We start from the raw sequence: 23,558 nt of genomic DNA, 5'->3' as shown, positions 1-23,558 counted from the left end.
CTTGGCAGTCTATTCCCGACCGCCGACGCCCGGAGGGCGCGCGGCGGGCGGGGACTCCGAGCGCCGGTACGCGAGCTCCGCGAGCCAGGCCGCGAATTCGGGGATGCCGGGCATCCGCACCTGCGCCGCCGAATCCCCCGCACCGAGCCGGACCCCCACGTCGCCCGGCTCGAGGGCCGCGATCGCATCCTCGTCGGTCACGTCGTCTCCGGCGAAGAGCACCGCCGTCGGCTCCGTCTCCGCACGAAGGACGGCGATGGCGGCATCCTTTCCTTCGTCCCGGAACGAGTACTCGACCACGCTGTGCCCCAGCCGGCGACGCCAGTCCGGGGCGAGCTCACCGACGACCTCGTCGGCGATCCGCACCGAGTCGTCGGCAGCCCGGTCATCCGCCCCGCGGCTGTGCACGGCCATCCCGAAGCTCTTCGGCTCGATCCGGATGCCCGGCAGGTCGGCGAGGCGTTCCTCGGCCGCGGCGATCACGGCGGCCCGGGTGGCGGCGTGGTCGGCATCCACGTCCGGGACCACCCGGCCGCGCTGCGGCAGCCAGTACTCCACGCCGTGCGACCCGGCGAGGAGGATCGGCGAGTCGTCGTCGTGCTCGGCGATGATGCGCAGATCCGGCAGCGCGCGTCCGGACACGAGCGCCACCGTGGTGCCGGGCGCGGCGGCCAGGGCGTCGACGGCATCACGGGCCACACCGAGCATGCGGGCGTCCATCGGTTCGGTGACGAACGGCGAAAGCGTGCCGTCGAAGTCCAGGGCGACGAGAAGCCGGGGCGTCGCCGCCAGGTGCTGCAGTGCGTCGTCGGCGGCCGTCATGACGTGCGGGTCTTCTCGAGCGCGGAGAGGAAGGATCGCGACCAGGCCTGCACGTCGTTGTCGTGCACGCGCCGGCGCAGCGCCCGCATGCGGCGGCCCTGCTCGGCCGCCGGCATCTCGATCGCGCGCACGATCGCGTCCTTCATGCCCTCGATGTCATGGGGATTGATCCGCACCGCGCTGCCCAGCTCGTCGGCGGCCCCGGCGAACTCGCTGAGGATCAGGACCCCGCGGTTGTCGACGCGGGATGCCACGTACTCCTTGGCGACGAGGTTCATGCCGTCGCGCAGCGCGGTGACGAGCATGACGTCGGCGGCGAGGAACAGCGCGACCATCTCCTCGCGTGGGAACGACTGGTGCAGGTACCGGATCGCGGTGTGCCCCATGGTGTCCTGGTCGCCGTTGATGCGGCCGACGGCGAGCTCGATCTCGTCGCGCAGCTGGATGTAGGTCTCGACCCGCTCACGGCTTGGGCTCGCGACCTGCACCAGGGTGACGTCCTCGACGTTCAGGCGCCCGTCTTCGAGGAGTTCGCCGAACGCCTTCATGCGGTGCCGGATGCCCTTGGTGTAGTCCAGGCGGTCGACGCCGAGGAGGATGTGGCGCGGGTTGCCGAGGCTCGCCCGGATCTCCGCCGCACGCGCTCTCACCTTCGGGTCCCGGGCGAGGTCCTCGTACTGCGCGGTGTCGATCGAGATCGGGAAGGCGCGGACCACCGCCGGACGCGCTTCGTCGTCCGCGGTGGGGACGCGCACGACGCCCGCCTTGGTCTCGTACCGCAGCTGCCGCCGCACGGCGCGGGCGAAGTTGCCGGCATCCGCAACGCGCTGGAAGCCGATCACATCAGCACCGAGCAGGCCCTCCAGCACCTGGCGACGCCAGGGAAGCTGCGAGAACAGGCCATATGCCGGGAACGGAATGTGATGGAAGTACCCGATGGTCAGATCGGGACGAAGTTCGCGGAGCATCTGCGGGACGAGCTGCAGCTGGTAGTCCTGCACCCAGACCGTCGCACCTTCCGCGGCCGCGTCGGCCGCGGCGGTGGCGAACAGGCGGTTGACGCGCCGGTAGGCGTTCCACCATTCACGACGGTAGCGCGGGGCCGCGATGACGTCGTGATAGAGCGGCCAGATGGTGTCGTTCGAGAAGCCTTCGTAGTACAGCTCGATGTCTTCGGCGCTCAGCTTCACCGGCACCAGCCGCATCCCGTCGAAGTCGAACGGGTCGATGTCCAGGTCGGGCTGACCGGGCCATCCGACCCACGCGCCGTCGACCCCGCGCATGACCTGCTCCATCGCGGTGACCAGGCCGCCGGGCGAGGTCCGCCACCCTCCGTTCGCGTCTCGATCGACGGGCAATCGGTTGGCGACGATGACGAACTCTGCCTGACTCACGCTGTCCTCCTCCGGGTCGGGGGCGCACCTTCCAGGCTAGCGCGCGGGTCGGCGGCCACCGGCCGAAGCGTGCCATCGAGGGTGGGAGACGCTACCGTGAAGACATGCGCAAGTACGTTTTCGGCACAGGCCTCATCGGGGCGATCACCACCGGACTCGAGCTGCTGCGCGGCCTGCGCGACGAGGAGCAGCCGTTCACGTGGCGCCACGTGCTCATCTGGCTCAGCTGGGGCATCACGGTGGCGCTCACCGTCGGCGCCATCGTCGACACGCGCCGCGAAGTGCTCGCCGAGCGTGCGATCCGGGCCGCCGGCGACGACGGAGCGCTCTGACCGCTCAGTTCGACCCGTGCGGAGCCAGCGTGATCTGGTAGTGCACGAATCCGGAGAGCTCTGCGACCTTGTCGTAGAGCTTGCGCGCCTGCGTGTTGGTCTCGGCCGTCAGCCAGTAGACCTGGTCGCAGCCGGCGTCCTCCGCCCAGGTCCGCACGTGTGCGATGAGCGCGCGGCCGACGCCGCCTCCGCGCACGTCCGGCGCGACGAAGAGGTCCTCCAGGTAGCAGTACGTGCCCTTCGTCCAGGTGGATGCCTGCGGCAGCCAGTTCACGAAGCCGACGGCGCGTCCGTCGTCGTCTCGGGCGAGCGCGCCGTGCATGCCGTCTCCGGCGACCAGCCGGGCGAACGTCGCATCTGACACGTCGTCGGCCAGCTCGGTCTCGTAGAAGGTCAGATAGCCCTGCCAGAGCGGCTCCCAGTCGGCGCGGTCGGATTCGGCGAGCGGAGCGATCCTCATGCGCCGAGGCTACGGCATCGGCCGGGCGCCGCGAAAGGCGTCAGCGTGTGAGGATGAGCGCGTCGCCCTGTCCGCCTCCGCCGCACAGCGCGACGGCGGCCGAACCCGACCCGCGCCGCACCAGCTCGTGCACGGCGTGCACGACGAGCCGGTTGCCCGAAGCCCCGATCGGATGCCCGACCGCGATGCCTCCGCCGTGGATGTTGACGACGTCGTCGCTGAGCCCGAGTTCACGCTGCGACCGCGCCACCACGGCGCCGAAGGCTTCGTTGATCTCCACGAAGTCGAGGTCGCCGGGCCGGATGCCCGCCTTGTCGCACGCTTTGCGGATCGCGCCGGCCGGCTGCGCGTGGAGGGAGTTGTCGGGGCCGGCGACCTGGCCGGATGCCCCGACCACGGCCAGCACCGGCCACCCCTGCTCGTCGGCGTGCGCGCGGGTCGTGAGGACGACGGCCGATGCGCCGTCGGAGATCTGCGACGAGTTGCCGGCGGTGATGGACCCTCCCTGGGCGAACGCCGGCCGCAGCCCGGCCAGCGTGTCGACGGTGGTCTCGGGACGCACGCCCTCGTCCGCCGTCACGACGACGGGCTCGCCCTTGCGCTGCGGGATCGACACCGGCACGATCTCGCCGTCGAAGACGCCGGCGGCCTGTGCGGCGGCCGCACGCTGATGCGATCGCGCGGCCACGGCGTCCTGGTCGGCGCGCGTGACCTCGTAGCGCTCGTTCAGGCGCTCGGTCGAGGCGCCCATGCTCTCGCGGTCATACGCATCGGTGAGTCCGTCGTAGGCCATGTGGTCGAGCACTTCGACCGACCCGTACTGCCAGCCGCTGCGCGAGCCCATGAGCAGGTGGGGCGCCTGCGACATCGATTCCATGCCGGCGGCCACGACGACCCGGGCGTCGCCCACGGCGATCATGCGCGCGCCGTCGATCACGGCGGTGAGCCCGGACAGGCACACCTTGTTGACGCCCGCGGCGTGCACATTCCAGGGCAGCCCGGCTCCGATCGCCGCCTGACGTGCCGGATTCTGGCCGGAGCCGGCCGGCAGCACCTGTCCGACCAGCACGGCATCGACCGCATCGGCGGGGATGCCGGCGCCCTCGAGCGCGCCTCGAATGGCCGCGCTGCCGAGCTGCGGCGCCGAGAGACTCGACAGCGCGCCCTTCAGGCGACCCTGGGGGGTGCGGGCGGCGGCAACGATGACGACGTCGTCGGTGTTCATGCCTCCAGCCTAAAGGTCTCCGGGATCACCAGCGTCGGCTCGGTGGCGGCCTGCACCTGCGCGACGGTGACGCCCGGCGCGAGCTCGGCCAGGACGAGTCCTTCGGCGGTGACGTCGATGACGGCGAGGTCGGTGATGATCCGGTCCACGACGCCCTTGCCGGTCAGCGGCAGGGTGCACTCGTCGACGATCTTCGCGCTGCCGTCCCGGGCGACGTGCTCCATCAGCACGATGACCGTGCCGGCGCCGTGGACCAGGTCCATCGCCCCGCCCGGACCCTTCACCATCTTTCCCGGGATCATCCAGTTCGCGAGATCGCCGGCCGCGGACACCTGCATCGCGCCGAGGATGGCGGCGTCGATCTTTCCGGCTCGGATCATCCCGAAGCTGAGCGCGGAGTCGAAGAACGCGCTCCCGGGGAGCGTCGTCACCGTCTCCTTGCCCGCGTTGATCAGGTCCGGGTCCACGTGCTGCTCGTCCGGATACGGTCCGACGCCGAGGATGCCGTTCTCGGACTGCAGCACCACCGTCACCCCGTCGGGCACGTAGTTCGGCACGAGGGTCGGCAGCCCGATACCCAGGTTCACGTAGGCGCCGTCCGCGAGCTCGCGGGCGGCGCGGGCAGCCATCTCGGTACGGGACAGTCCCATCTCAGGCCTCCTTCACGGTGCGACGCTCGATGCGCTTCTCGATCCCGGGGCCGACCTCGACGACCCGGTGCACGTAGATGCCGGGAAGATGCACCCGATCGGCGTCGATCTCCCCCGGCTCCACGAGTCGCTCCACCTGGGCGATGCAGACGCGCCCCGCCATGGCGGCGAGGGGGTTGAAGTTGCGGGCGGCCTTGTTGAACACCAGGTTCCCGTGGCGGTCGCCGACCGCGGCGTGCACCAGGGCGTAGTCGGTCACGATCGCCTCTTCGAGCACGAACTCCCGCTCCCGGCCCGCGACCATGAACGTGCGCACCTCTTTCGCAGCGGATGCCTGTGCGACACCGCCTGAGCCGTCGTACCGCTGCGGCAGGCCGCCCTCGGCGACCTGCGTGCCGACCCCGGTCGGGGTGAAGAAGGCCGCGATCCCCGCACCGCCCGCGCGCAGCTTCTCCGCGAGCGTGCCCTGCGGCGTCAGCTCCACTTCGAGCTCTCCCGACAGGAACTGCCGCTCGAACTCCTTGTTCTCCCCCACGTAGGACGACGTCATCTTCCGGATCCGCCCGGACCCCAGCAGGATGCCGAGACCCCAGTCGTCGACGCCGCAGTTGTTCGACACGATCGACAGGCCGCCGACGCCCCGCGCATGCAGCGCCTCGATCAACCCCATCGGGTTGCCGGACAACCCGAAACCCCCGACGGCGATACTCGCGCCTTCGCCGATATCGCCCACCGCGGTCGCGGCATCCGGCACCTGCTTGTCGATCACGTGACACTCCTTTGCTGTCGTGCACGACGCTACGCGTCGCGGACGGGTCGGACAACGCCCGACACCCCCTCGTGCCCCACGGGTGGCCGATGCCACGCATCGAGCGTCGTTATGCGCTGTCGCCCGCCGGCAGGAGCGCGCGCAGCGCCTGGATGGTGTCGGCCTCCGCGGGCGACTTGTCGGGCCGGTACCCCTTGACCCGCGCGAACCGCAGGGCGAGGCCGCCCGGATACCGCGAGGAGCGCTGCACGCCGTCGATGGCGATCTCGACGACGAGCTCGTGCCGCAGACGCACGACATGGGCGGTGCGGCCGGTCTCGTACTCCGGGAACGTCTCGGTCTGCCACCGCAGCAGCGCATCGGTGAGGCCCTTGAACGTCTTTCCGACCATGACGAAGCCGCCGGCCGCCCCGAACTCCCCGACCGGGTCGAGGGCGCCGAGATGGAGATTCGACAGCAGCCCGGTGCGGCGCCCGGAGCCCCATTCCGCCGCGAGCACGACGAGATCGAAGGTGAGGACCGGCTTGACTTTGATCCAGGCCGAGCCCCGGCGGCCCGCCGCGTACGAAGCGGCGAGCGACTTCACGACGACGCCTTCGTGGCCGGCGGCCAGCGCGTCGCGCGAGAACTCCACGGCGACCTCCGGCTGCCCGGTGAGCGTCGCCGGGACGAGGTTGTCACCGACCACCCGGGCCAGCTCCGCCCGGCGCTCCGACAGGGGCGCGTCGATCAGGTCGCGCCCGTCCACGTGCAGGATGTCGAAGAACCAGGGCCGCAGGACCACAGAGCGGTCGGCATCCGCCCCGAAACGCGCCATCGTGTCTTGGAACGCCCGCGGGCGGCCGTCCGCATCGAGCGCCAGCGTCTCTCCGTCCAGGATGACGGAGTCGGCATCGAACCCGCGGACGATCTCGACGATCTCGGGCACACGATGGGTGATCTCGGCGAGACTCCGGGTGAAGACGCGAACGTCGTGGCCGCGGCGGTGCACCTGGATCCGTGCCCCGTCGAGCTTGAACTCGACCGAGGACTCCCCGGTGACTGCGACGGCATCCGCGACGGTGGCGGCGGATGCCGCCAGCATCGGCAGCACGGGTCGCCCGACCTCCAGTCCGACCTCCTGCAGGGCGCCGTCCGGTTCGAACAGGGCGATGCGTGCCGTCTCGGCGAGACTCCCGGAGAGCATCGCGGCGCGACGCACCGCGTCGGTCGGATGCCCGCCCGCGCGGGCCACCGCCTCGGTGAGCACGCCCTCCAGCGCACCGGTGCGGAGTTCTCCGAGGATGACCCGCACCAGGAAGCCCCACTCGTCGGGCGTCGCGCGACGGGCGAGGTCGTGGAGCAGCCGCGCGCGGTCGGCAGCCGACCCCGGCCCGGACGCCACGGCCAGCCGGTCGAACTCCGCATCGACCTCGGCGACCGTGAGGGTCGCGGTGGTCGCGTGCTCGACCCGGAGGTCGGTCAGGCTGCGCCAGCCGATGCCCAGCCGGCCCTGGCGGGGGCTCGCGGTGAGGAACCCGACGGCGGCCGTGACCTCCTCCGGCCCCAGACGGGCGAGCAGTGCGGCGAGCTCGTCGACCTTGACGCGTCGCGACCGGGTCGCCCCGACCGCGGCCACCGTGGCGACGACCTCGTGCAGCAGCATGCCCGAAGTCTGCCACGCCCTTCCGACATCGAGAGGAACCCGCCGCCACGACGAAGGCCCCCGATCACCGTGTTTCCACGGGATCGAGGGCCTTCGCACTGGTGGTGCACCCCCTGGGACTCGAACCCAGAACCCACTGATTAAGAGTCAGTTGCTCTGCCGATTGAGCTAGAGGTGCTCGGTTCGCTGTTCCGCGAACCGAGAGATCACATTACCCGAGAATCCGCGCAACACGAAATCGGGGCTGCGGGGCCGCCCGATATCCTTGACGGGTGAACAGCGCAGCCTCCGAATCCGCGGCCGAGCCCTCCGTCGCCGTCGATCTCGCCGCAGACCTGCAACTCGCGCTGCGGCTCGCGGACGCGGCCGATGCCGTCTCGATGGCGCGCTTCGACGCCCCCGACCTCGACATCCGGACCAAGGCGGATTCCACGCACGTGACCGAGGCGGATCTCGCGACCGAGCGGGCGATCCGTGACATCCTGCTCACCGAACGGCCCGGCGACGGTGTGTTCGGTGAGGAGTTCGGGAGCACCGGCTCCACCGCGCGGCAGTGGATCATCGACCCCATCGACGGCACCGCCAACTACCTCAAGGGCATCCCCATGTGGGCGACCCTCATCGCCCTGGCCGTCGACGGCGTCCCCGTCGTGGGCATCGTCAGCCAGCCGTCCATCGGACGCCGCTGGTGGGCGGCGCGCGGGCACGGCGCGTGGACCAACGTCCCCGGGGAGAGCGCACCGCGCAGCATCCACGTCTCCGCCGTCGACGACGTCGCCCTCTCGAGCGTCAGCTTCCAGAGCATCCAGCAGTGGGATGAGGCCGGCGAACTCGATACGCTGATCCGCCTCAGCCGCGGCGTGTGGCGCGATCGGGGCTACGGCGACGCGTGGCCGTACATGCTGCTGGCCGAGGGGCGCCTCGAGTTCGTCGCCGAATTCGGCGTGAAGGAGTACGACATCGCGGCCCACGTCGCCATCGTGCGCGAGGCCGGCGGACGCTTCACCGCGTTCGACGGCACCGATTCGATCGGCGACCGCTCGTCATTGGCGACGAACGGTGTGCTGCACGATGCCTATCTGACCCTGCTGCACGGCGAGGGGGCCGGATGATCCGGCGCCGATCGGCCGCGGTCGCGCTGCTCCTCGCCGCCGGCATGCTCCTCGCGGGATGCACCGGCGGCCCCGGTCAGGAGCACCCCGGAGCAGCCTCTGCGGCGGCATCCTCCACTCCCCACGCGACGGCCGTCGCGCTCACCTGCGAGGGCATGATCCCCGCGGCGACCGTGAAGGCGTTCACGGCCGCGGGGTGGACCGCTGAGCCGGGGCCGTTGTACGTCGGCGACATCCGCGTCGCCAAAGGCCTGCAGTGCACCTGGGGCGGCCAGTCGAGCGAGCGCGCCGAGGTCTTCGGCCGGGGCCCGATCGACGCCGCGACGGCGAAAGAGGCCGAGAAACAGCTCCTGTCGCAGGGATGGCGGCGCATCGACGCGCCCGAAGGCGTGTACATCACGGCCGGCAAAGACATGATCCTGAACCCCGACGACGAGGGGTTCGGGATGACGTACCTGTTCACCGACGGCTGGGTCAAGGTCGCCAGCACGAAGCAGGGCATCCTGCTCATCGCTGATCCGTCCTGACCGCCGCCGCACCGCCGGAGTCGACGATGCCCCGCCCAGGAAGGAGCGGGGCATCGTCGACGGCGATCAGAGCACCTTGGAGAGGAACGCCTTCGTGCGCTCGTGCTGCGGGTTGGTGAGCACAACCTTCGGGTCTCCGGACTCGACGACGACGCCGCCGTCCATGAAGACGACTTCGTCGGCCACCTCGCGGGCGAAGCCCATCTCGTGGGTGACCACGATCATCGTCATGCCCGTCCGTGCGAGCTCCTTCATGACGTCGAGCACTTCGCCGACGAGTTCCGGGTCCAACGCGGAGGTGGGCTCGTCGAACAGCATCAGCTTCGGGTCCATCGCGAGAGCCCGGGCGATCGCGACGCGCTGCTGCTGCCCGCCGGACAGGTGCGCCGGGTAGTAGTCGGTCCGCTCGCCCAGTCCCACCCTTTCGAGGAGTTCACGCGCGCGCTGCTTCGCCTGCGCGCGACCCACGCCCTTGACGCGCACCGGCGCCTCCATGACGTTCTCGAGCGCGGTCATGTGCGGGAACAGGTTGAACCGCTGGAACACCATCCCGATGTCGCGTCGCTGCAGCGCCGCCTCCTTCGGGTGGAGTTCGTAGAGCTTGCCGTTCGCCTCGCGATACCCGACGAGCTTGCCGTCGACCGCGAGCCGGCCGGCGTTGACCCGCTCCAGGTGGTTGATGCACCGCAGGAACGTGGACTTGCCGGAACCGGACGGACCGACCAGGCACAGCACCTCGCCGGGCATCACGGTCAGCGAGATGCTCTTGAGCACCTGGTTGGAGCCGTAGCTCTTGGAGACCTGCTGGGCCTCCACCATGGGGGTCACCTCGGTCATGCCTGTCCCCCTTCCGCGTTGCGCATGGTCTTGACGGTCTCCGTGATCGTCCCGGGCTGCTTGGGTCCTTCCGGAGGACGCCTGTCGCCCACCCCGCGCGAGTACCGCTTCTCGAGGTAGTACTGGCCGATCATCAGGATCGACGTGACCAGCAGGTACCAGCAGGACGCGACGATCAGCAGCGGAATCGGGGTGAACGTCACGGCGGAGATGTCGCGCGACACACCGTACAGGTCGGTCGTGAGTGGAATCGCCGCGACCAGGGAGGTCGTCTTCAGCATCGAGATGACCTCGTTGCCGGTCGGCGGGATGATGACGCGCATCGCCTGCGGCACCACGATCCGGCGCATGGTCTGTCCCCAGCTCATGCCGAGCGCGGTGGCCGCCTCCTCCTGGCCCTGGTCGACGGACAGGAGTCCGGCCCGCACGATCTCCGCCATGTACGCGGCTTCGTTCAGCGACAGGCCGACGACGGCGATGATGAACGTGTTCGTCATGAAGCCGAGGTCGAGGTTCAGCCCGATGTCGGTGAAGGGGACGCCGACGAAGATGTTCTTGTAGATCAGCGAGAACAGGCCCCAGAACACCAGCTGCACGTACACCGGCGTGCCGCGGAAGATCCACAGGTACAGCCACGCGATGTACTTCACGACCGGGTTCGGCGACATCCTCATGACCGCGAGGATCAGGCCGAGGATGATCGCGATGACCATCGACAGCACCGTCAGCTCGAGCGTCACCAGCGCGGCGGCGCTGATGCGCCGGTCGAAGATGAACTTCGCGACGTACGGCCAGCCGTAGGCCTCGCGATGCAGGGCGTCGGTGATGAACCAGACCAGCAGCAGGACCAGCACGACCGCGAGGATGATCCGCCACGGATGCCGCAGCTTGACCGCCTTGATCGGCTCGGCCTCCTCGTGCTGCGACGCGGCGCTCGGGGCGGCCTGCGTGTCAGACGAGGACATCTCAGCTCTTCGAAGCGAGGTTGATCTCGGCCGTCTTCACGCCACCGTCGGCGACACCCCACTTGTCGAGGATCTTGCCGTAGGTGCCGTCGTCGATCAGCGCCTGCACGGCCTTCTGCAGGACGGGCGTGAGCTGCGAGTTCTTGGCGACCGGGATGCCGTACGGGGCGACGTCGAAGGTCTTGCCCGCGGGCTGGAGCTTGTCGCCGGTCGTCTTGATCGCGTACGCGGTGACGGGCGAGTCCGCGCTCATGGCATCCACCTGGCCGAGGATGACGGCGTTGGTGGCCTGGTCCTGCGCGTCGAAGCGGAAGACCTGGATGGCGGGCTTGCCCTTCGCGGTGCAGGCCTTCGACTTGGCGGGCACCTCGTCGGTGTCTTCGTAGGTCGTGGACTGCACGGCCACCTTCAGGCCGCAGGCGTCGTCCGGGTTCACGTTCTTGCCCTTGAGCGATGCCCAGGCGATGCCGGCGGAGTAGTAGTTGACGAAGTCGACCTGCTTCTCGCGCTCTTTGGTGTCGGTGAACGACGACATGCCGATGTCGTCCTTGCCGCCGGTGATCGACGGGAGGATGTTGTCGAACTTGGCGATGTTGTACTGGGCCTTGACCCCCAGCTTCGCGGCGATCGCGTTGGTGAGGTCCACCTCCCAGCCGGTGGGGTTGCCGTTCGCGTCCTTGAACTCGTTCGGAGCGTAGGTGTCGTCCATGCCCACGGCGAGGACGCCGGAGGACTTGATCGAGGACGGGAGGGCGTTGTAAAGGGCGGCATCCTTCGTGACGGCCGCGCCGCTGGCGGAGGATCCGCCGGTGGACGAGCCGGTGGGCGTGTTGTCCACGCAGCCGGCGAGCAGGAGGGCGGCCGCAGCGGCACCGGCCGCGGCGACGAGGAAACGTCGGGTTCGCATTGATTCACCTCGGTGTGAGTTCGGGGGCCCACAGACATGGGTATCGATGAAGCGTAATCGGACCCGGTTCAAAAGAGCCAACCCCGAGACCCGGTCGTGTCCGGATCGTGAGAATCCGCCCCGCCGGACAGGAAGATTTCCGCGAGCGACGCTCGATGCTTGCGCGAGAGCCGGGATGCTGGCACCCTGCCGCGACGAAGAGAGCCCCCTCGGAGCCCTGCGTTCGCAGGGCTCCGAGGGGGCTCTCTTCCGTGACAGCGGTTCGGCTGGAAGCCAGTGGAGCTGGGGGGAATCGAACCCCCGTCCAGCGCTGAGATTCCACGCATTCTCCGGGCGCAGTCTGTGCAGACGTTCTGCTCGGCCCCGACCTTTGTCACAGACACCCAAGTCGACAGGCCCAGCCTGGGAAGAGTCCCGCGTGACGTCCAGACGCCGTCACACAGCAAGATTCCTAGATGACGCCAGGATCCGTATCGGAATCACATACGGCCTGACGGACTATCGGGCTCGCTTACGCAGCGAGGGCGAAGTCAGTGCGCTTGTTGTTGGCACTTATTGGTTTGCAGGGAGCGTTCACGAGATAACCCTGCATCCTCGGCCCGCTTCTCGTGGGTTCACAGGCGCTGTCGAAACCGATCAGCCCCGTGTCCTTCAGATGAAGGGACCGCTGTCACACTGTGGAGTTGCCACTCGGGAGCATCCGCACCCGAGCATCACAGACTACAACGACGAACGACGCGCGGCAATTCCGGCGACCGGTGGCTTAGGGTGGACGGCCGGAGGCCCCGATGACGAACGACGTGCAGCACGCCATGGCGCAGCGACTTTCCCGCATGATCCAGCTGCCGACGGTGTCGGCCGAGGTCGACGAGCGGGGCCGCGCACCGTTCGAGGCGTTCGTGGAGCTGATCGGCGAGCTGTATCCGCGCATCGCCGCGATGCTGACCCGCGAGCGGCTCACCGACTTCGGGCTGCTGTACCGCTGGGCCGGCCGGGACTCCGACGCCGACCCGGTCGTCCTCATGGCGCACTACGACGTCGTGCCCGTGGACGCGTCGGACGCCTGGACGCATCCCCCGTTCGAGGGCCGCATCGCCGACGGGTTCGTGTACGGGCGTGGCGCACTCGACGACAAGGGACCACTGCTGGTGGTGCTCGAGGCCGTGGAGCAGCTGCTCGAAGCCGGCCACGTGCCGGCACGCGACGTCTACCTGTCGTTCGGCGGCAACGAGGAGACGCACGGCGGCGGCGCGCAGGCGATCGCAGCCGCTCTCCGCGAGCGCGGCATCACCCCGTGGCTCGTCCTCGACGAGGGCGGCGCCGTGGTGGATGCCCCGCTCCCGTTCGTCACCGGCACGGCGGCCATGATCGGGGTCGGCGAGAAGGGCACCCTGACCCTGCGACTCGGCGCCCGCGGCGCCGGCGGGCACGCCTCCGCGCCGCCGGCCCGCACCGCCATCGGCACTCTGGCGCACAGCATCGACCGCCTGACGCCGGGAACCTTCCGCCCGCGGACGCCGCTCGCGGTCAGCAGGATGCTGCACACCTTCTCGCGGACCAGCACGGGCCCGGCCAGGCCGCTCTACCGGATGCTCGCCGCCCTGCCCGCGGTGTCGGCGCGCGTGTTCGCCGCCCTCGGCGGCGAGCCTGCGGCCATGGTGCGCACGACCGTCGCGGCCACGATGCAGTCCGGCGGAACGGCGGCCAACGTGCTGCCGTCGCAGGCCTCCGCGACGCTCAACCTGCGCCTGGCACTGGGCGAGACCGTTGCCGGCACGGTGCAGCGCGTCACGCGGCGCATCAGCGACCGCAGCATCGCGGTCGAGGTCGTCGACGGCGACGAGCCGTCACCGGAGTCGCCGACCGACAACGCGCAGTTCGCCCTCATGAGGGAGGCGCTGGCGGCATCCCACCCGGACGCCACGGCCGTTCCGTACGTGATGATGGCGGCGTCCGACTCCCGGCACTTCCATCGCTTCAGCCCCGTGGTGTACCGGTTCGCGCCGCTCGCGATGAGCGCGCAGCTGCGCGCGAGCATCCACGGGGTGGACGAACGCGTCGAGATCGCCGAGCTCGAGCGCGGTGCCCGATTCCATCGCACGCTCCTGGAGCGGTTACAGTAGCCTGGCCCGTTTCCGTGCAAAGGAGCCCGATGTCAGCGCGCACCAGCCTCGGCACCCTCGCCGGCGTCGTCGGCTTCCTCGCGTTCGTGGAGTTCACCAGCGGCATCCTCCAGGGGTATTACACCCCGATGCTGACGAACATCGCGCGGCATCTGGAGATCCCCGACGCCGACGTGAACTGGCTCGAGGGCACCCAGCTGATGCTGTCGGCACTGGTCGTCCCGGCGCTGGCCAAACTCGGCGACATGGTCGGGCACAAGCGCATCCTGCTGGTCTCGACCGCGATCACGGCGGCCGCCGCGCTCGTGCTGCCGTTCACGTCGTCGTTCCCGGTCTTCCTGGCCGCGTGGGCGCTCATGGGCTTCTACGTCGTCTGGCTGCCCCTGGAGATCGCGCTCATCTGGTCGCGTGCCCGGTCCCTGCCCGGACGCTCCGGCATCACCGCGAAGGCCGCCGGCCTGCTGGTCGCGGCCCTCGAAAGCGGCGCGATCATCGGCGCGCTCGTCGGCGGGGCGCTCGTCGACGTGCTGCCGCTCACGGTGGTGCTGCTCATCCCCGCCCTCGCCGTCGTGGCCTGCTTCTTCGTCGTGCTGTGGGGTGTGCGCGAGTCGCCGAACCCCACCGGCGGGCGCCTCGACACGGTGGGGCTCGTGCTGATCTCGCTCGCGCTGCTGGCCCTCACGGGCGGCCTGAGCCTGCTGCGGATCACGGGGGTCGAGAACGCGTTCTCGTGGGCGGTGGTCGCCCTCGGCATCCTGCTGGTGTGGCCGTTCGCGGTCTGGGAGCTGCGCCAGCCGGACCCCCTCATCGACGTCCGCATGTTCCGCTCCCCCAGCCTCGGCCCGGTCTTCCTCACCGCGGGGCTGTTCGGAGTGAGCGTCCTCGGCGCGCAGGCACCGTTGTCGACCTTCGCGCGCACCGACCCGGCCGTGTACGGCTACGGCCTCGGCACGAGCGGCTTCCAGACCTCGCTCATCATCGGGATCTACCTCATCGCGATGATCGCCGGGGCTGTCACCTATCCGACCGTCGCACGACTGCTCACGCCCCGCGTGGCGCTCATCGTCGCAGCCGTCCTCGTCGGCATCGGGTTCCTCCTGTTCCTGCCGTTCCACGCCGCCTACGGCCAGCTCATCACGAACATGGTCATCGTCGGCATCGGGTCGGGCGCGCTCGTCGCCGCCCTGCCCGCCGCCGCGGCATCCGCCGCTCCGCCGACCCAGACCGGTGTCGCCACCGGCCTGACGAACTCGGTCAAGACCGTCGGCGGCGCGATCGCCTCCTGCGTCTTCGGCATCGCCCTGCTGCACGGGGCCACCGGCGGGACGCAATCGACCGCCGGCTCCTTCACCGGTTACGTGACAGTGTGGGTCGTCTGCGGCGTCACCGCCCTCATCGCCGCGGGGCTGCTCGTGTTCGTGCCGAAGGACGCATTCCGCGACGCCGCGGCATCCGATCCGGCCGCGCCGGCCGACGCGTCCACCCGCTGAGAGTCAGCCCGCGCTCACTCCCCCAGCCGGTTGCGGGAGCGCATCGCGCGCTCGGCCTCGCGCTTGTCCTGGCGCTCGCGCAGCGTCTGGCGCTTGTCGTACTCGCGCTTGCCCTTCGCCACCGCGATCTCGACCTTGGCGCGGCCGTCCGAGAAGTACAGCTTCAGCGGCACGAGCGTGTACCCACCCGCGGAGACGGCGTGCGACAGCTTGATGATCTCGTCCTTGTGCAGCAGCAGCTTGCGGGTGCGCTTGGACGAGTGGTTGGTCCACGTGCCCTGCGAGTACTCGGGAATGTGCACGGCATCGAGGTAGGCCTGGCCGCCGTCGATGTAGGCGTATCCGTCGGACAGGTTCGCACGGCCCTGCCGCAGCGACTTCACCTCGGTGCCGGTCAGCACCAGGCCCGCTTCGTACGTCTTCTCGATGGTGTACTCGTGGCGGGCGCGACGGTTTGTCGCGACGACTTTCTCACCACGTTCCCGAGGCATGGTCCACTCCTTGGTCGGATGCCGCAGGTGGCCCGGACGGACGGCGGCAAGCCCGTCAGTCTATCAAGCGCGCAGCCACCGGCGAATCGCGAAGCCGGCGGACACGGCCGCCAGCAGCACGCCGAGCCCGATGAGGATCGGGATGACATACAGCACGTCCGAGGTGTCTACCCAGGTCGTCACGAACTCGACCCGCCGCTCCAGGTATCCGCCCACCCCGAACTGCACCGTGGCCCACACCGCGACGCACGCCAGGACGGATCCGATCAGGGCCGAGAACACGCCTTCCAGGATGAACGGCGTCTGGATGAATCTGTTCGATGCCCCCACGAGCCGCATGATGCCGATCTCCCGTCTTCGCGCATAGGCCGACAATCGGATCGTGGTGCCGACCAGGAGCACGGCGGCGATGAGCATCAGCACGGCGATTCCCACGGCGATGTACGTGGCGACCGTGAGGGCGGAGAACAACGGCTGCAGGAGCTTCATCTGATCCTGGACGCCCTGGACGCCGGGCTTTCCGGCGAAGGCTTCGGACAGGACGGCGGAATTCTCGGGATCGACCAGGTTGATGTAGAAGCTCGCCCCGAACTGGCCGGGGCTGAGGATGTCGCGGTAGTCGTTGCCGAGCAGCTTCAGAGCGTTCTCGTACGCCTGCTTGGGCGTCTCGAACCGATACTGGCCGATCAGGGGCTTCAGCGCGGCGCTGTCGAGCTGCTTCTTGACGGCGGCGATCTGGGAGGCCGTCGCGGCCCCGCTCGAGCAGGATGCCTCGCGGGCGCCGTTCACGCACATCGAGACCTGCACCTGCGCACGCCCGGTCCAGAAGTCGCGCATCTTGCCGATCTGGCCCTGCATGAGGATCGCCGCACCCACGAAGGTCAGCGAGACGAAGGTGACCAGCACGATCGAGATCACCATCGAGATGTTCCGCCGCAGGCCGGAGAGCGCCTCGGTGAAGATGAGTCCAGCCCTCATCGCGTCGGCCCCACTTCTTCGTCGTCGTCCGTGTCGCCGAGGCCGAGCTTGTCGGCGAGGCCGAGCTCGGCGACGTCGACATCCTGAACCTCGATCGTCCCCGTTCGCGGTGCCGGCTCCTCGGGTGCCTTCTCGGCTTCCTCAGGCTCCTCGGCACCCTTCGCATCGGCTTGCGGTGCGGGGCGCGAAGCCGGGACCGGTGCGGGTGCGAAGGGCAGGTCGGCGACGCCCGTCTCGACGATCTCGCGGTGCAGTTCGAGCACGGCGGTCAACGCCGCGACGGACTCGACGCCCTTCTCGGGGCCGGGCGCGAGGTCCGGCAGACGGCGATCGCCATAACCGCCGTGGCTCTCGTCGCGCACCATGACGCCCTCGCTCAGTTCGATCACGCGGCGCTGCATCTGATCGACGAATCCCGCCTCGTGCGTCGCCATGACCACCGTGGTCCCGGCGAGGTTGATGCGCGCGAGCAGCTGCATGATGTCGGCGGAGGTCGCTGGATCCAGGTTTCCGGTCGGCTCGTCGGCGAGGAGCACCTGAGGACGATTGACCAGCGCACGCGCGATCGCGACGCGCTGCTGCTCGCCGCCGGACAGCTCGTGCGGCAGTCGCTTGCCCTTGCCGGTGAGTCCGACCAGCGACAGTGCCTCCGGCACCGCCTGCTGGATGAAGGGCCGCGAGGCGCCGATCACCTGCAGCGCGAAGGCGACGTTCTGCGAGACCGTCTTGGTCGGAAGGAGCCGGAAGTCCTGGAAGACGGCTCCGATGTGGCGGCGGAAGTACGGGACCTTGCGGGTGGACATCGTGCGCAGGTCGCGTCCCAGCGCGATCACGCGGCCCTCGGAGGGGGTGTCCTCGCGCAGGATCAGCCGCAGGCAGGATGACTTGCCGGACCCGGAGGGGCCGACGAGGAAGACGAACTCGCCTCGCAGCACCTCGAAGTCGACCTCGCTGAGGGCGGGCTTCGACGTGCCGCGGTAACGCTTGGTGACGTTCTCGAACCGGATCATGGCCTAACGAGCCTAAGCGGGCACGCCGTCGCGACCGCTAACGACACCCGGACGCGCGGCATCCGGATCGATGTCTTCGCGTCGAGACGTCAGTCGTCGTCGTCCTTGCGCTTGCGCCAGCGGATGCCGGCGGCGATCAGGCCGTCGAGGTCGCCGTCGAAGACGACCGCCGGGTTGCCGACCTCGTAGCCGGTGCGGAGGTCTTTGACGAGCTGCTGTCCGTAGAGGAAGTACGAGCGCATCTGGTCGCCCCAGCTCGCGGTGATGACGCCGGCGAGCTCCTTCTTCTTGGCCGCCTCTTCTTCCTTCTTCAGAAGGAGCAGGCGCGTCTGCAGCACGCGCATCGCAGCGGCCCGGTTCTGGATCTGCGACTTCTCGTTCTGCATCGAGACGACGATCCCGGTCGGGAGGTGCGTGATGCGCACGGCGGAGTCGGTGGTGTTGACCGACTGTCCGCCCGGCCCCGACGAGCGGAACACGTCGACGCGGATGTCGCCCTCGGGGATGTCGACCTCGACGGCCTCCTCCATCACCGGGATGACCTCGACGGCGGCGAAGCTGGTCTGGCGCTTGTCCGCCGAGCCGAACGGGCTGATGCGGGCCAGGCGGTGCGTGCCGGCCTCGACCGACAGCGTGCCGTAGGCGTACGGGGCATCCACCTCGAACGTCGCGGACTTGATGCCGGCGCCCTCGGCGTAGGAGGTGTCCATCACCTTCACCGGGTACTTGTGCCGCTCCGCCCACCGCAGGTACATGCGCATCAGCATCTCGGCGAAGTCGGTCGCGTCGTCGCCGCCGGCGCCCGAGCGGATCGTGACGACGGCAGCGCGCTCGTCGTACTCGCCGTCGAGGAGGGTCTGGACCTCGAGGTCGCTGATGACCTCGCCGAGCGCGGCGAGCTCGGCCCGCGCCTCGTTCGCGGTGTCCTCGTCGTCCATCTCGTTGGCGAGCTCGACGAGCACGTCGAGGTCGTCCAGGCGCTGCTCGACGTCGGTGACGCGCTTGAGCTCCGCCTGACGGTGGCTGAGGGCGCTGGTGACCTTCTGCGCCTTCTCGACGTCGTCCCAGAGGTCGGGGGCACCGGCCTCGGCGCTCAGTCGCTCGATGTCGGCGCGCAGGGCGGGAACATCGACGACGGCCTGGATGTCGGAGAACGTGGAACGCAGGGCCTGGATGTCGGCAGACGGATCGAACTCAAGCATGACAGTCCAGGGTATCGCGGATACGGGTCACTCCAGAGCCGTGCGACTCGTCGCGGTGGCGCGCAGCGTCACGCCCTGCGGGACGAACAGCGTGATGACCGGAGGATGCCACGTCGACGCCACCGTGACGCGGGCCGACGTGCTGTCCGGTGCCGTCCCGCTCACGAGGGCGGCTCCCCCTCCGTTGTCGTGCACGAACAGCGACGCCGCCCTGCGCACCGCGTCGTCATCGAGTCGCACCGCGACCGTATCCTCGCCCGTCGCGGAGGCCACCCCCTCGGCGGCCGCGACGGCGGCACCGTCGGCCACCGCCTCGACCTGCTTCTGAGCGAGGTACATCGACGTGGCATCCGCACACAGCAGGATGAGCACCAGCGCCAGCGCCGCGTACGCGATCGTCAGGATCATCAGCGTGCCCTCGTCGTCGGCGCCGGGGCGTGGGCGCCGCCCGGGCCAGGCGACGGTCACGGCGACCCCGGAAACTGCGAGACGTGCTGGGCGGCATGGGATTCCAGCCGGACGCTGGCCCAGTCGTTCAGGCCGAGGATGTGCGGCACGAGCGGCAGCGCGACCTGTGCGCGCACGGTCACACGGACGGTGGCGCCCGCCGACGGGCAGCGGACCCCGCGGGGCAGGCAGCTCATCGACAGATCCACCGTCGCCGGGTCGAGGTCGTAGTCGGCGATCACCGCCTGCAGAACCTGGCGAGCGCGGCGGGATGCGGCCTCCGGATCCGGCGCCGTGGCGACCGCCCGGGCGATGTGCCGCGCCGCGGCCTCCGCCCCCAGGGTCTGTCCCTGCACCAGGCCCAGGGTCACGATCAGGTAGACCAGCGGAACCAGCATGAGCACGCCCACGAAGATGAACTCGATCGCCGCCGACCCCGCGTCGTCCGTCGCCGGCGCGTTGACTCGGAGCCGGTCAGTCCAGCCGTTCGATCGGCGCACGGGAGGTCACCTCCAAGGCTTGAGGGATCCCGATCAGCCCGATGAGGGGCAGCGTCGTGCGCACCGTGAGCCGCACATCGTCTCCGGAACGGCGCGCATCGATCCGCCCGGCGTAGCGGGCGCCGACCGTCCGCGTGATGATCCGCCTCGTCCAGGCCGCCCCGTCCGCCGCATCGAGGTCTGCCAGCGCCGCGTGATACGCGCCCTCCACCGCGGCATCGTGGACGACGTTTCGCACGTACACGTCGAGACCGAACTGCAGGACGCCGAGCGTGAGGATGGTGAGCAGGCCTCCGACGAGGACGAACTCGACCGGGCTCGACCCGCGGTCATCCGGATCGGCCGCACGCTCGCGCGCGCGATCGGTCGGGCGGCGCCTCCCGGTGCGCATCACAGCCCGGAGACGCGCGCGATCGCCTGATTGAAAAGATCCGCGAGCGCCGGACCGGCGAGCGCCCAGACGGCGACGACCAGACCGGCGGTCATCAGCGTGATGAGCACCCAGCCGGGGACGTCTCCGCGGTCGTCGTTCGCCGCGGCATCCCACCGCGATGCGAAGCCCTTCAGGATGGCACGTGCCTTCTTCTTCATTCTTCTCTCCTTCATCTCTTGCGTCAGCCGACCCCCGGGACCCTGTCGCCTCACCCGATCCCGAGGCGCAGCAGGAACACCCCCGGGAAGATCGCGAACAGCACCGACAGCGGCAGGATGAGGAACACCAGCGGGATCAGCATGTAGATCTCCTTCCGGCCGGCTCGCTCGATGAGACCGCGTTTGGCCTCTTCGCGCGCATCGGCCGCCTGGGCCTGCAATACCTGCGCGAGCGGGGCGCCGCGGTCGATCGCGGCGACGATGTGATCGATGGAGCGCGACAGCGCCGGCAGCTGGAGGTCCGCGCTCATCCGGGTGAGCGCGTCGCCGAGGCCGGCGCCGGTGCCGACGGCGAGCACCACGTCGCGCAGCTCCGCGGTGAGCTCGCCGGATCCGAGGCGGGCGACACGGCGAAGCGAGTCGAGGATGCCCTCCCCCGCCGACAGGCACATCGCGAGGAAGTCGAGCATGGTCGGCAGTTCGTCTTCGATCCGGGCGCATCGCCGCCGGGCGGCGGCGGTGAGTTCCGCGTCGCACACGACCACGGCGAGCGCTGCGGCGACGAGCGGGAGGACGGCCGCGATGCCGCCGCCGCGCCCGCCGATCACGGCCAGCACCGCCAGGGCGGCGCCCGCCCCGAGCCCGGACAGCATCCAGATGAGCTGACGACCCCGGAAGGCGATGACGTCGCCGGACCGTCGGGACTGTCGGAGACGGCGTTCGATCACGGCAGACCCGCCCAGGAGGGATGCGGCGCGCTCCGCCGTCCGCAGCCGCAGATCGCGGATGCCGAACGAGTGCAACGGTGTCAGGGCGGTGAGGCCGAGCGGATCGGAGACGTCCCTGATGTACGGTGCGATGCGCCGGCTCAGCGACGGTGCGCCCCACCTCGGCAGGCAGACCAGCACCAGGCACACACCGACCCCGAAGGCCCCGCCCAGCAGCACGGCCAGCGCTGCGTCGGTCGTCCATCGTCCCGTCATGCGAACCACCGCCGCGGCTCCGGAAGGCGTCCGATGCGGATCATGATCCGGTAGGCGATCACCGACACGACCGCGCCGCCGAGGATGAGGGCGACCCCGGCCGGGCTGCTGTACGCGTTCACGCCCTCCGGCCTCAGTGCCAGGAGGGCCACGATCACCCACGGTGCGATTACGCCGAGGACCGCGGCTCCGCGGATCCACGACTGACGCGAGTCCACCTCTGCGCGCAGCGCCGCCTCCGCGCGGACGGATGAGGCGAGGGATCGCAGGACTGGAACGAGCTCCGTGCCGCCCACCTGGCGCGCCATGCGCAGCGTCTCGATGATCCGGTCGGCCACCGGATCGGCCAGCCGGGTCTTCAGTCGCGCGGCCGCCGAGTCGAAGTGCCCGGAGGCCGCCACGTCGCGGGCGAACGCGTCGAACGGCCCGCGCAGGGCCGTCGGCGCCGACCCGGCGAGGGACGAGACGGCATCCGGCAGACCCATGCCGGCGCGGACGGACGCGATGAGCAGGTCGCAGATGTCCGGCCACAGCGCACGACGTGCGCGGCGCAAGCGCTTCGCGCGGGCGTTCAGCCACACGAACGGAGCACCTGCGGCGGCCACCCCGGCGATCAGCACGAGGACCGGCACGCCCATCACCAGCCACGTCGCGCAGGCGCCGGCGACGGCGAACCCGAGGGCCAGGAGCACGGGCGTCCGGGTCGACACGGCCGCGAACCCGGCGCCGTCGAGCAGTCGGCGGACCGCTCCGGTCCGATCGGCCGGCGCCGGCCGTGCGGCTCCGCGCGGCCACAGGGCGGGCGCCGCGACAAGCAGGATGCCGGCCGCCAGCATCGTGCCCAGGACGACGATCACGATGTCGCCCCCGTGTAGACCGTGCGGACGTCGACGGCGCCGTCCGTCACGGTGCCGGTCGGAGCGACGATCTCGGTGACGCGCCTTCGACCCTGCGAATCCTGTGCGCAGTGCACGACGAGCTGGACCGACGAGGCGATGGCCGCCGTGACGAAGGCGGCATCGATGTTCCGACCCGCCAGCAGCGGAAGGGCCCCCAGCTTGCGCAGGGCCTCTCGTGCCGAGTTCGCGTGGATCGTCGCGGCACCGGGCACGCCGGTGTTGAGCGCCAGGAGCAGATCGAGGGCCTCGGCATCCCGCACCTCGCCGACGATGAGACGGTCGGGTCGCATCCGCAGGGCTTCTTTGACGAGGCGGCGCAGCGTGATCTCGCCGGTGCCTTCGAGGCTCGGCTGGCGGCCCTGCATCGCGACGATGTCGGGTGCGGCGACGGCGAGCTCGAAGGTCTCCTCCACGGTGATGATCCGGTGCTCGGGCGGACAGGCGGCGATGAGCGCTCCGAGCATCGTCGTCTTGCCCGCGTGGGTCGCCCCCGAGACGAGCACGCTGCTGCCGCGCGACATCTCGACGCGAAGCGCCTCGGCCGCCTGCGACGTGAGGGAGCCGGCCGCGACGAGGCCCTCGAGGTCGCGGTACGCCGACAGGAACTTGCGGATGTTCACCGACCAGTGCCGCCGCGTCACGTCCGGGATCACCACGTGCAGACGAGAACCATCCGGCAGGGATGCATCCACGAACGGCTGCGACAGGTCCACGCGCCGCCCCGTGGCGTGCAGCATCCGCTCCACGAGATCGCGCACCTGTCCGTCCTGCAGGTGCAGGGGAAGCTGCTGCGACACCCCGCCGCGCGCCAGGAAGACCCGGTCGGGCGCGTTGATCCAGATCTCCTCGACCGAGGGATCGTCGAGGTACGGCTGCAGCGGGCCGTAGCCGGCAACCGCCGCCAGCACCTCCCGCACGCACCCGTCTTCGTCGTCGATGGGGCGCTCACCGCGCGCGAGGGCGGTGTCGTTGTACCGGCGGACTTCGACCCGCGTCAGCGTCTGCGCGCGATCGGGGTCGCGGGAGGGATCGATCTGCTGGCTGCGCAGCTCTTCCCGTACCCGGGCGGCCACGAGGTTCGACGGCGCGGCGGCACCGTCGTCGGTCCCCTGGGCACGGGCCGCGGTGGAACTGGACGGAAGGAGCACCCGGACATCCTCGCAATTTCCGCGAGGCTGCCTCGAAAGTTATCCACAGGC

The 23,558-nt window shown here is 70.0% G+C and carries 26 protein-coding genes, 1 tRNA gene and 1 other RNA gene; 5 read left to right on the top strand and 23 right to left on the bottom strand.

Annotated features, from left to right (window positions below; genetic code table 11):
- Positions 1 to 9 precede the first annotated feature (9 nt).
- Positions 10 to 822, bottom strand: coding sequence for a trehalose-phosphatase (gene otsB / locus LK09_RS11625; protein WP_039399407.1), 813 nt, complete (start codon positions 820 to 822; stop codon positions 10 to 12).
- Positions 819 to 2,216 carry an alpha,alpha-trehalose-phosphate synthase (UDP-forming) gene (locus tag LK09_RS11620; protein ID WP_039399406.1) on the bottom strand — a complete coding sequence of 466 codons (1,398 nt, stop codon included), beginning with the start codon at positions 2,214 to 2,216 and terminating at the stop codon, positions 819 to 821. Before LK09_RS11620 ends, otsB begins: the two co-directional genes overlap by 4 nt.
- A gap of 104 nt (positions 2,217 to 2,320) precedes the next feature.
- On the opposite strand from LK09_RS11620, the gene LK09_RS11615 reads away from it, so the two are divergent.
- Positions 2,321 to 2,548 (top strand): hypothetical protein, encoded by a 228-nt coding sequence (locus LK09_RS11615; protein ID WP_052226690.1) that lies wholly within the window; start codon positions 2,321 to 2,323, stop codon positions 2,546 to 2,548.
- A 4-nt stretch (positions 2,549 to 2,552) separates the two neighbouring features.
- On the opposite strand, the gene LK09_RS11610 is transcribed toward LK09_RS11615, so the two are convergent.
- From LK09_RS11610 to LK09_RS11585, 6 genes are all read right to left on the bottom strand, one after another.
- Complete coding sequence (locus LK09_RS11610; RefSeq protein ID WP_039399404.1) at positions 2,553 to 3,008, bottom strand: GNAT family N-acetyltransferase; 456 nt, start codon at positions 3,006 to 3,008, stop codon at positions 2,553 to 2,555.
- Positions 3,009 to 3,048: 40 nt separating this feature from the next.
- Positions 3,049 to 4,233 (bottom strand): acetyl-CoA C-acetyltransferase, encoded by a 1,185-nt coding sequence (locus LK09_RS11605; RefSeq protein WP_039399403.1) that lies wholly within the window; start codon positions 4,231 to 4,233, stop codon positions 3,049 to 3,051.
- Positions 4,230 to 4,883: a 3-oxoacid CoA-transferase subunit B gene (locus LK09_RS11600; protein ID WP_197061035.1), complete on the bottom strand. Its 654-nt coding sequence runs from the start codon at positions 4,881 to 4,883 to the stop codon at positions 4,230 to 4,232. The genes LK09_RS11605 and LK09_RS11600 overlap by 4 nt, the downstream gene beginning before the upstream one ends.
- A gap of 1 nt (position 4,884) precedes the next feature.
- Entirely contained in the window at positions 4,885 to 5,652 is a 768-nt protein-coding gene (locus LK09_RS11595) for a CoA transferase subunit A (protein ID WP_039399401.1), read from the bottom strand.
- Between the two features lie 109 nt (positions 5,653 to 5,761).
- On the bottom strand, positions 5,762 to 7,297 hold the full coding sequence (locus tag LK09_RS11590) for an ATP-dependent DNA ligase (protein ID WP_039399399.1): 1,536 nt from the start codon (positions 7,295 to 7,297) through the stop codon (positions 5,762 to 5,764).
- A 102-nt stretch (positions 7,298 to 7,399) separates the two neighbouring features.
- Positions 7,400 to 7,475: transfer RNA gene (locus LK09_RS11585), tRNA-Lys, on the bottom strand.
- 94 nt (positions 7,476 to 7,569) lie between these two features.
- Here LK09_RS11585 and LK09_RS11580 point away from each other — a divergent pair.
- A complete protein-coding gene (locus tag LK09_RS11580) occupies positions 7,570 to 8,409 on the top strand; it encodes an inositol monophosphatase family protein (protein ID WP_039399397.1) in 840 nt (279 codons plus the stop codon).
- On the top strand, positions 8,406 to 8,936 hold the full coding sequence (locus LK09_RS11575) for a hypothetical protein (RefSeq protein WP_039399395.1): 531 nt from the start codon (positions 8,406 to 8,408) through the stop codon (positions 8,934 to 8,936). The genes LK09_RS11580 and LK09_RS11575 overlap by 4 nt, the downstream gene beginning before the upstream one ends.
- Positions 8,937 to 9,002: 66 nt before the next feature.
- On the opposite strand, the gene LK09_RS11570 is transcribed toward LK09_RS11575, so the two are convergent.
- From LK09_RS11570 to ssrA, 4 genes are all read right to left on the bottom strand, one after another.
- Complete coding sequence (locus LK09_RS11570) at positions 9,003 to 9,773, bottom strand: amino acid ABC transporter ATP-binding protein (RefSeq protein ID WP_039399393.1); 771 nt, start codon at positions 9,771 to 9,773, stop codon at positions 9,003 to 9,005.
- Positions 9,770 to 10,738 carry an amino acid ABC transporter permease gene (locus LK09_RS11565; RefSeq protein ID WP_082008212.1) on the bottom strand — a complete coding sequence of 323 codons (969 nt, stop codon included), beginning with the start codon at positions 10,736 to 10,738 and terminating at the stop codon, positions 9,770 to 9,772. Before LK09_RS11565 ends, LK09_RS11570 begins: the two co-directional genes overlap by 4 nt.
- Before the next feature lies 1 nt (position 10,739).
- Entirely contained in the window at positions 10,740 to 11,645 is a 906-nt protein-coding gene (locus LK09_RS11560) for an ABC transporter substrate-binding protein (protein WP_039399391.1), read from the bottom strand.
- Positions 11,646 to 11,919: 274 nt separating this feature from the next.
- Positions 11,920 to 12,289: a transfer-messenger RNA gene (ssrA, locus tag LK09_RS21155) on the bottom strand.
- 144 nt (positions 12,290 to 12,433) lie between these two features.
- Here ssrA and LK09_RS11555 point away from each other — a divergent pair.
- Positions 12,434 to 13,768, top strand: coding sequence for a M20/M25/M40 family metallo-hydrolase (locus tag LK09_RS11555; protein ID WP_052226689.1), 1,335 nt, complete (start codon positions 12,434 to 12,436; stop codon positions 13,766 to 13,768).
- A 29-nt stretch (positions 13,769 to 13,797) separates the two neighbouring features.
- Entirely contained in the window at positions 13,798 to 15,258 is a 1,461-nt protein-coding gene (locus tag LK09_RS11550) for an MFS transporter (protein ID WP_039399389.1), read from the top strand.
- A gap of 14 nt (positions 15,259 to 15,272) precedes the next feature.
- Here the strand turns inward: LK09_RS11550 and smpB are convergent, their stop codons facing one another.
- The 11 genes from smpB to LK09_RS11495 all read right to left on the bottom strand — a co-directional run bounded on the left by smpB (position 15,273) and on the right by LK09_RS11495 (position 23,432).
- On the bottom strand, positions 15,273 to 15,749 hold the full coding sequence (smpB, locus tag LK09_RS11545) for an SsrA-binding protein SmpB (RefSeq protein ID WP_039399387.1): 477 nt from the start codon (positions 15,747 to 15,749) through the stop codon (positions 15,273 to 15,275).
- Between the two features lie 63 nt (positions 15,750 to 15,812).
- On the bottom strand, positions 15,813 to 16,727 hold the full coding sequence (gene ftsX / locus LK09_RS11540; RefSeq protein ID WP_039399385.1) for a permease-like cell division protein FtsX: 915 nt from the start codon (positions 16,725 to 16,727) through the stop codon (positions 15,813 to 15,815).
- The gene (gene ftsE, locus LK09_RS11535) at positions 16,724 to 17,737 is read right to left on the bottom strand and encodes a cell division ATP-binding protein FtsE (protein WP_039399383.1); all 1,014 of its coding nucleotides are present in this window, start codon (positions 17,735 to 17,737) and stop codon (positions 16,724 to 16,726) included. The genes ftsX and ftsE overlap by 4 nt, the downstream gene beginning before the upstream one ends.
- An 89-nt stretch (positions 17,738 to 17,826) precedes the next feature.
- The gene (gene prfB, locus LK09_RS11530; RefSeq protein ID WP_039399382.1) at positions 17,827 to 18,939 is read right to left on the bottom strand and encodes a peptide chain release factor 2; all 1,113 of its coding nucleotides are present in this window, start codon (positions 18,937 to 18,939) and stop codon (positions 17,827 to 17,829) included.
- Between the two features lie 27 nt (positions 18,940 to 18,966).
- Positions 18,967 to 19,407 carry a hypothetical protein gene (locus LK09_RS11525; protein WP_231563018.1) on the bottom strand — a complete coding sequence of 147 codons (441 nt, stop codon included), beginning with the start codon at positions 19,405 to 19,407 and terminating at the stop codon, positions 18,967 to 18,969.
- Positions 19,404 to 19,886: a TadE/TadG family type IV pilus assembly protein gene (locus tag LK09_RS11520; RefSeq protein WP_039399378.1), complete on the bottom strand. Its 483-nt coding sequence runs from the start codon at positions 19,884 to 19,886 to the stop codon at positions 19,404 to 19,406. Before LK09_RS11520 ends, LK09_RS11525 begins: the two co-directional genes overlap by 4 nt.
- A complete protein-coding gene (locus LK09_RS11515; protein ID WP_052226688.1) occupies positions 19,861 to 20,277 on the bottom strand; it encodes a TadE family protein in 417 nt (138 codons plus the stop codon). Before LK09_RS11515 ends, LK09_RS11520 begins: the two co-directional genes overlap by 26 nt.
- Positions 20,277 to 20,477 (bottom strand): hypothetical protein, encoded by a 201-nt coding sequence (locus tag LK09_RS11510; protein ID WP_052226687.1) that lies wholly within the window; start codon positions 20,475 to 20,477, stop codon positions 20,277 to 20,279. Before LK09_RS11510 ends, LK09_RS11515 begins: the two co-directional genes overlap by 1 nt.
- Positions 20,478 to 20,527: 50 nt before the next feature.
- On the bottom strand, positions 20,528 to 21,460 hold the full coding sequence (locus LK09_RS11505; RefSeq protein WP_039399376.1) for a type II secretion system F family protein: 933 nt from the start codon (positions 21,458 to 21,460) through the stop codon (positions 20,528 to 20,530).
- Positions 21,457 to 22,317 (bottom strand): type II secretion system F family protein, encoded by an 861-nt coding sequence (locus tag LK09_RS11500; RefSeq protein ID WP_039399374.1) that lies wholly within the window; start codon positions 22,315 to 22,317, stop codon positions 21,457 to 21,459. The genes LK09_RS11505 and LK09_RS11500 overlap by 4 nt, the downstream gene beginning before the upstream one ends.
- Positions 22,314 to 23,432 (bottom strand): CpaF family protein, encoded by a 1,119-nt coding sequence (locus tag LK09_RS11495; protein ID WP_039399738.1) that lies wholly within the window; start codon positions 23,430 to 23,432, stop codon positions 22,314 to 22,316. The genes LK09_RS11500 and LK09_RS11495 overlap by 4 nt, the downstream gene beginning before the upstream one ends.
- Positions 23,433 to 23,558: the final 126 nt, after the last annotated feature.

This window comes from Microbacterium mangrovi (assembly GCF_000802305.1).
Taxonomy (GTDB): Bacteria; Actinomycetota; Actinomycetes; order Actinomycetales; family Microbacteriaceae; genus Microbacterium; species Microbacterium mangrovi.
The sequence above is the reverse complement of the archived record's forward strand: the minus strand, read 5'-3'. Positions and strand labels throughout refer to the sequence as shown.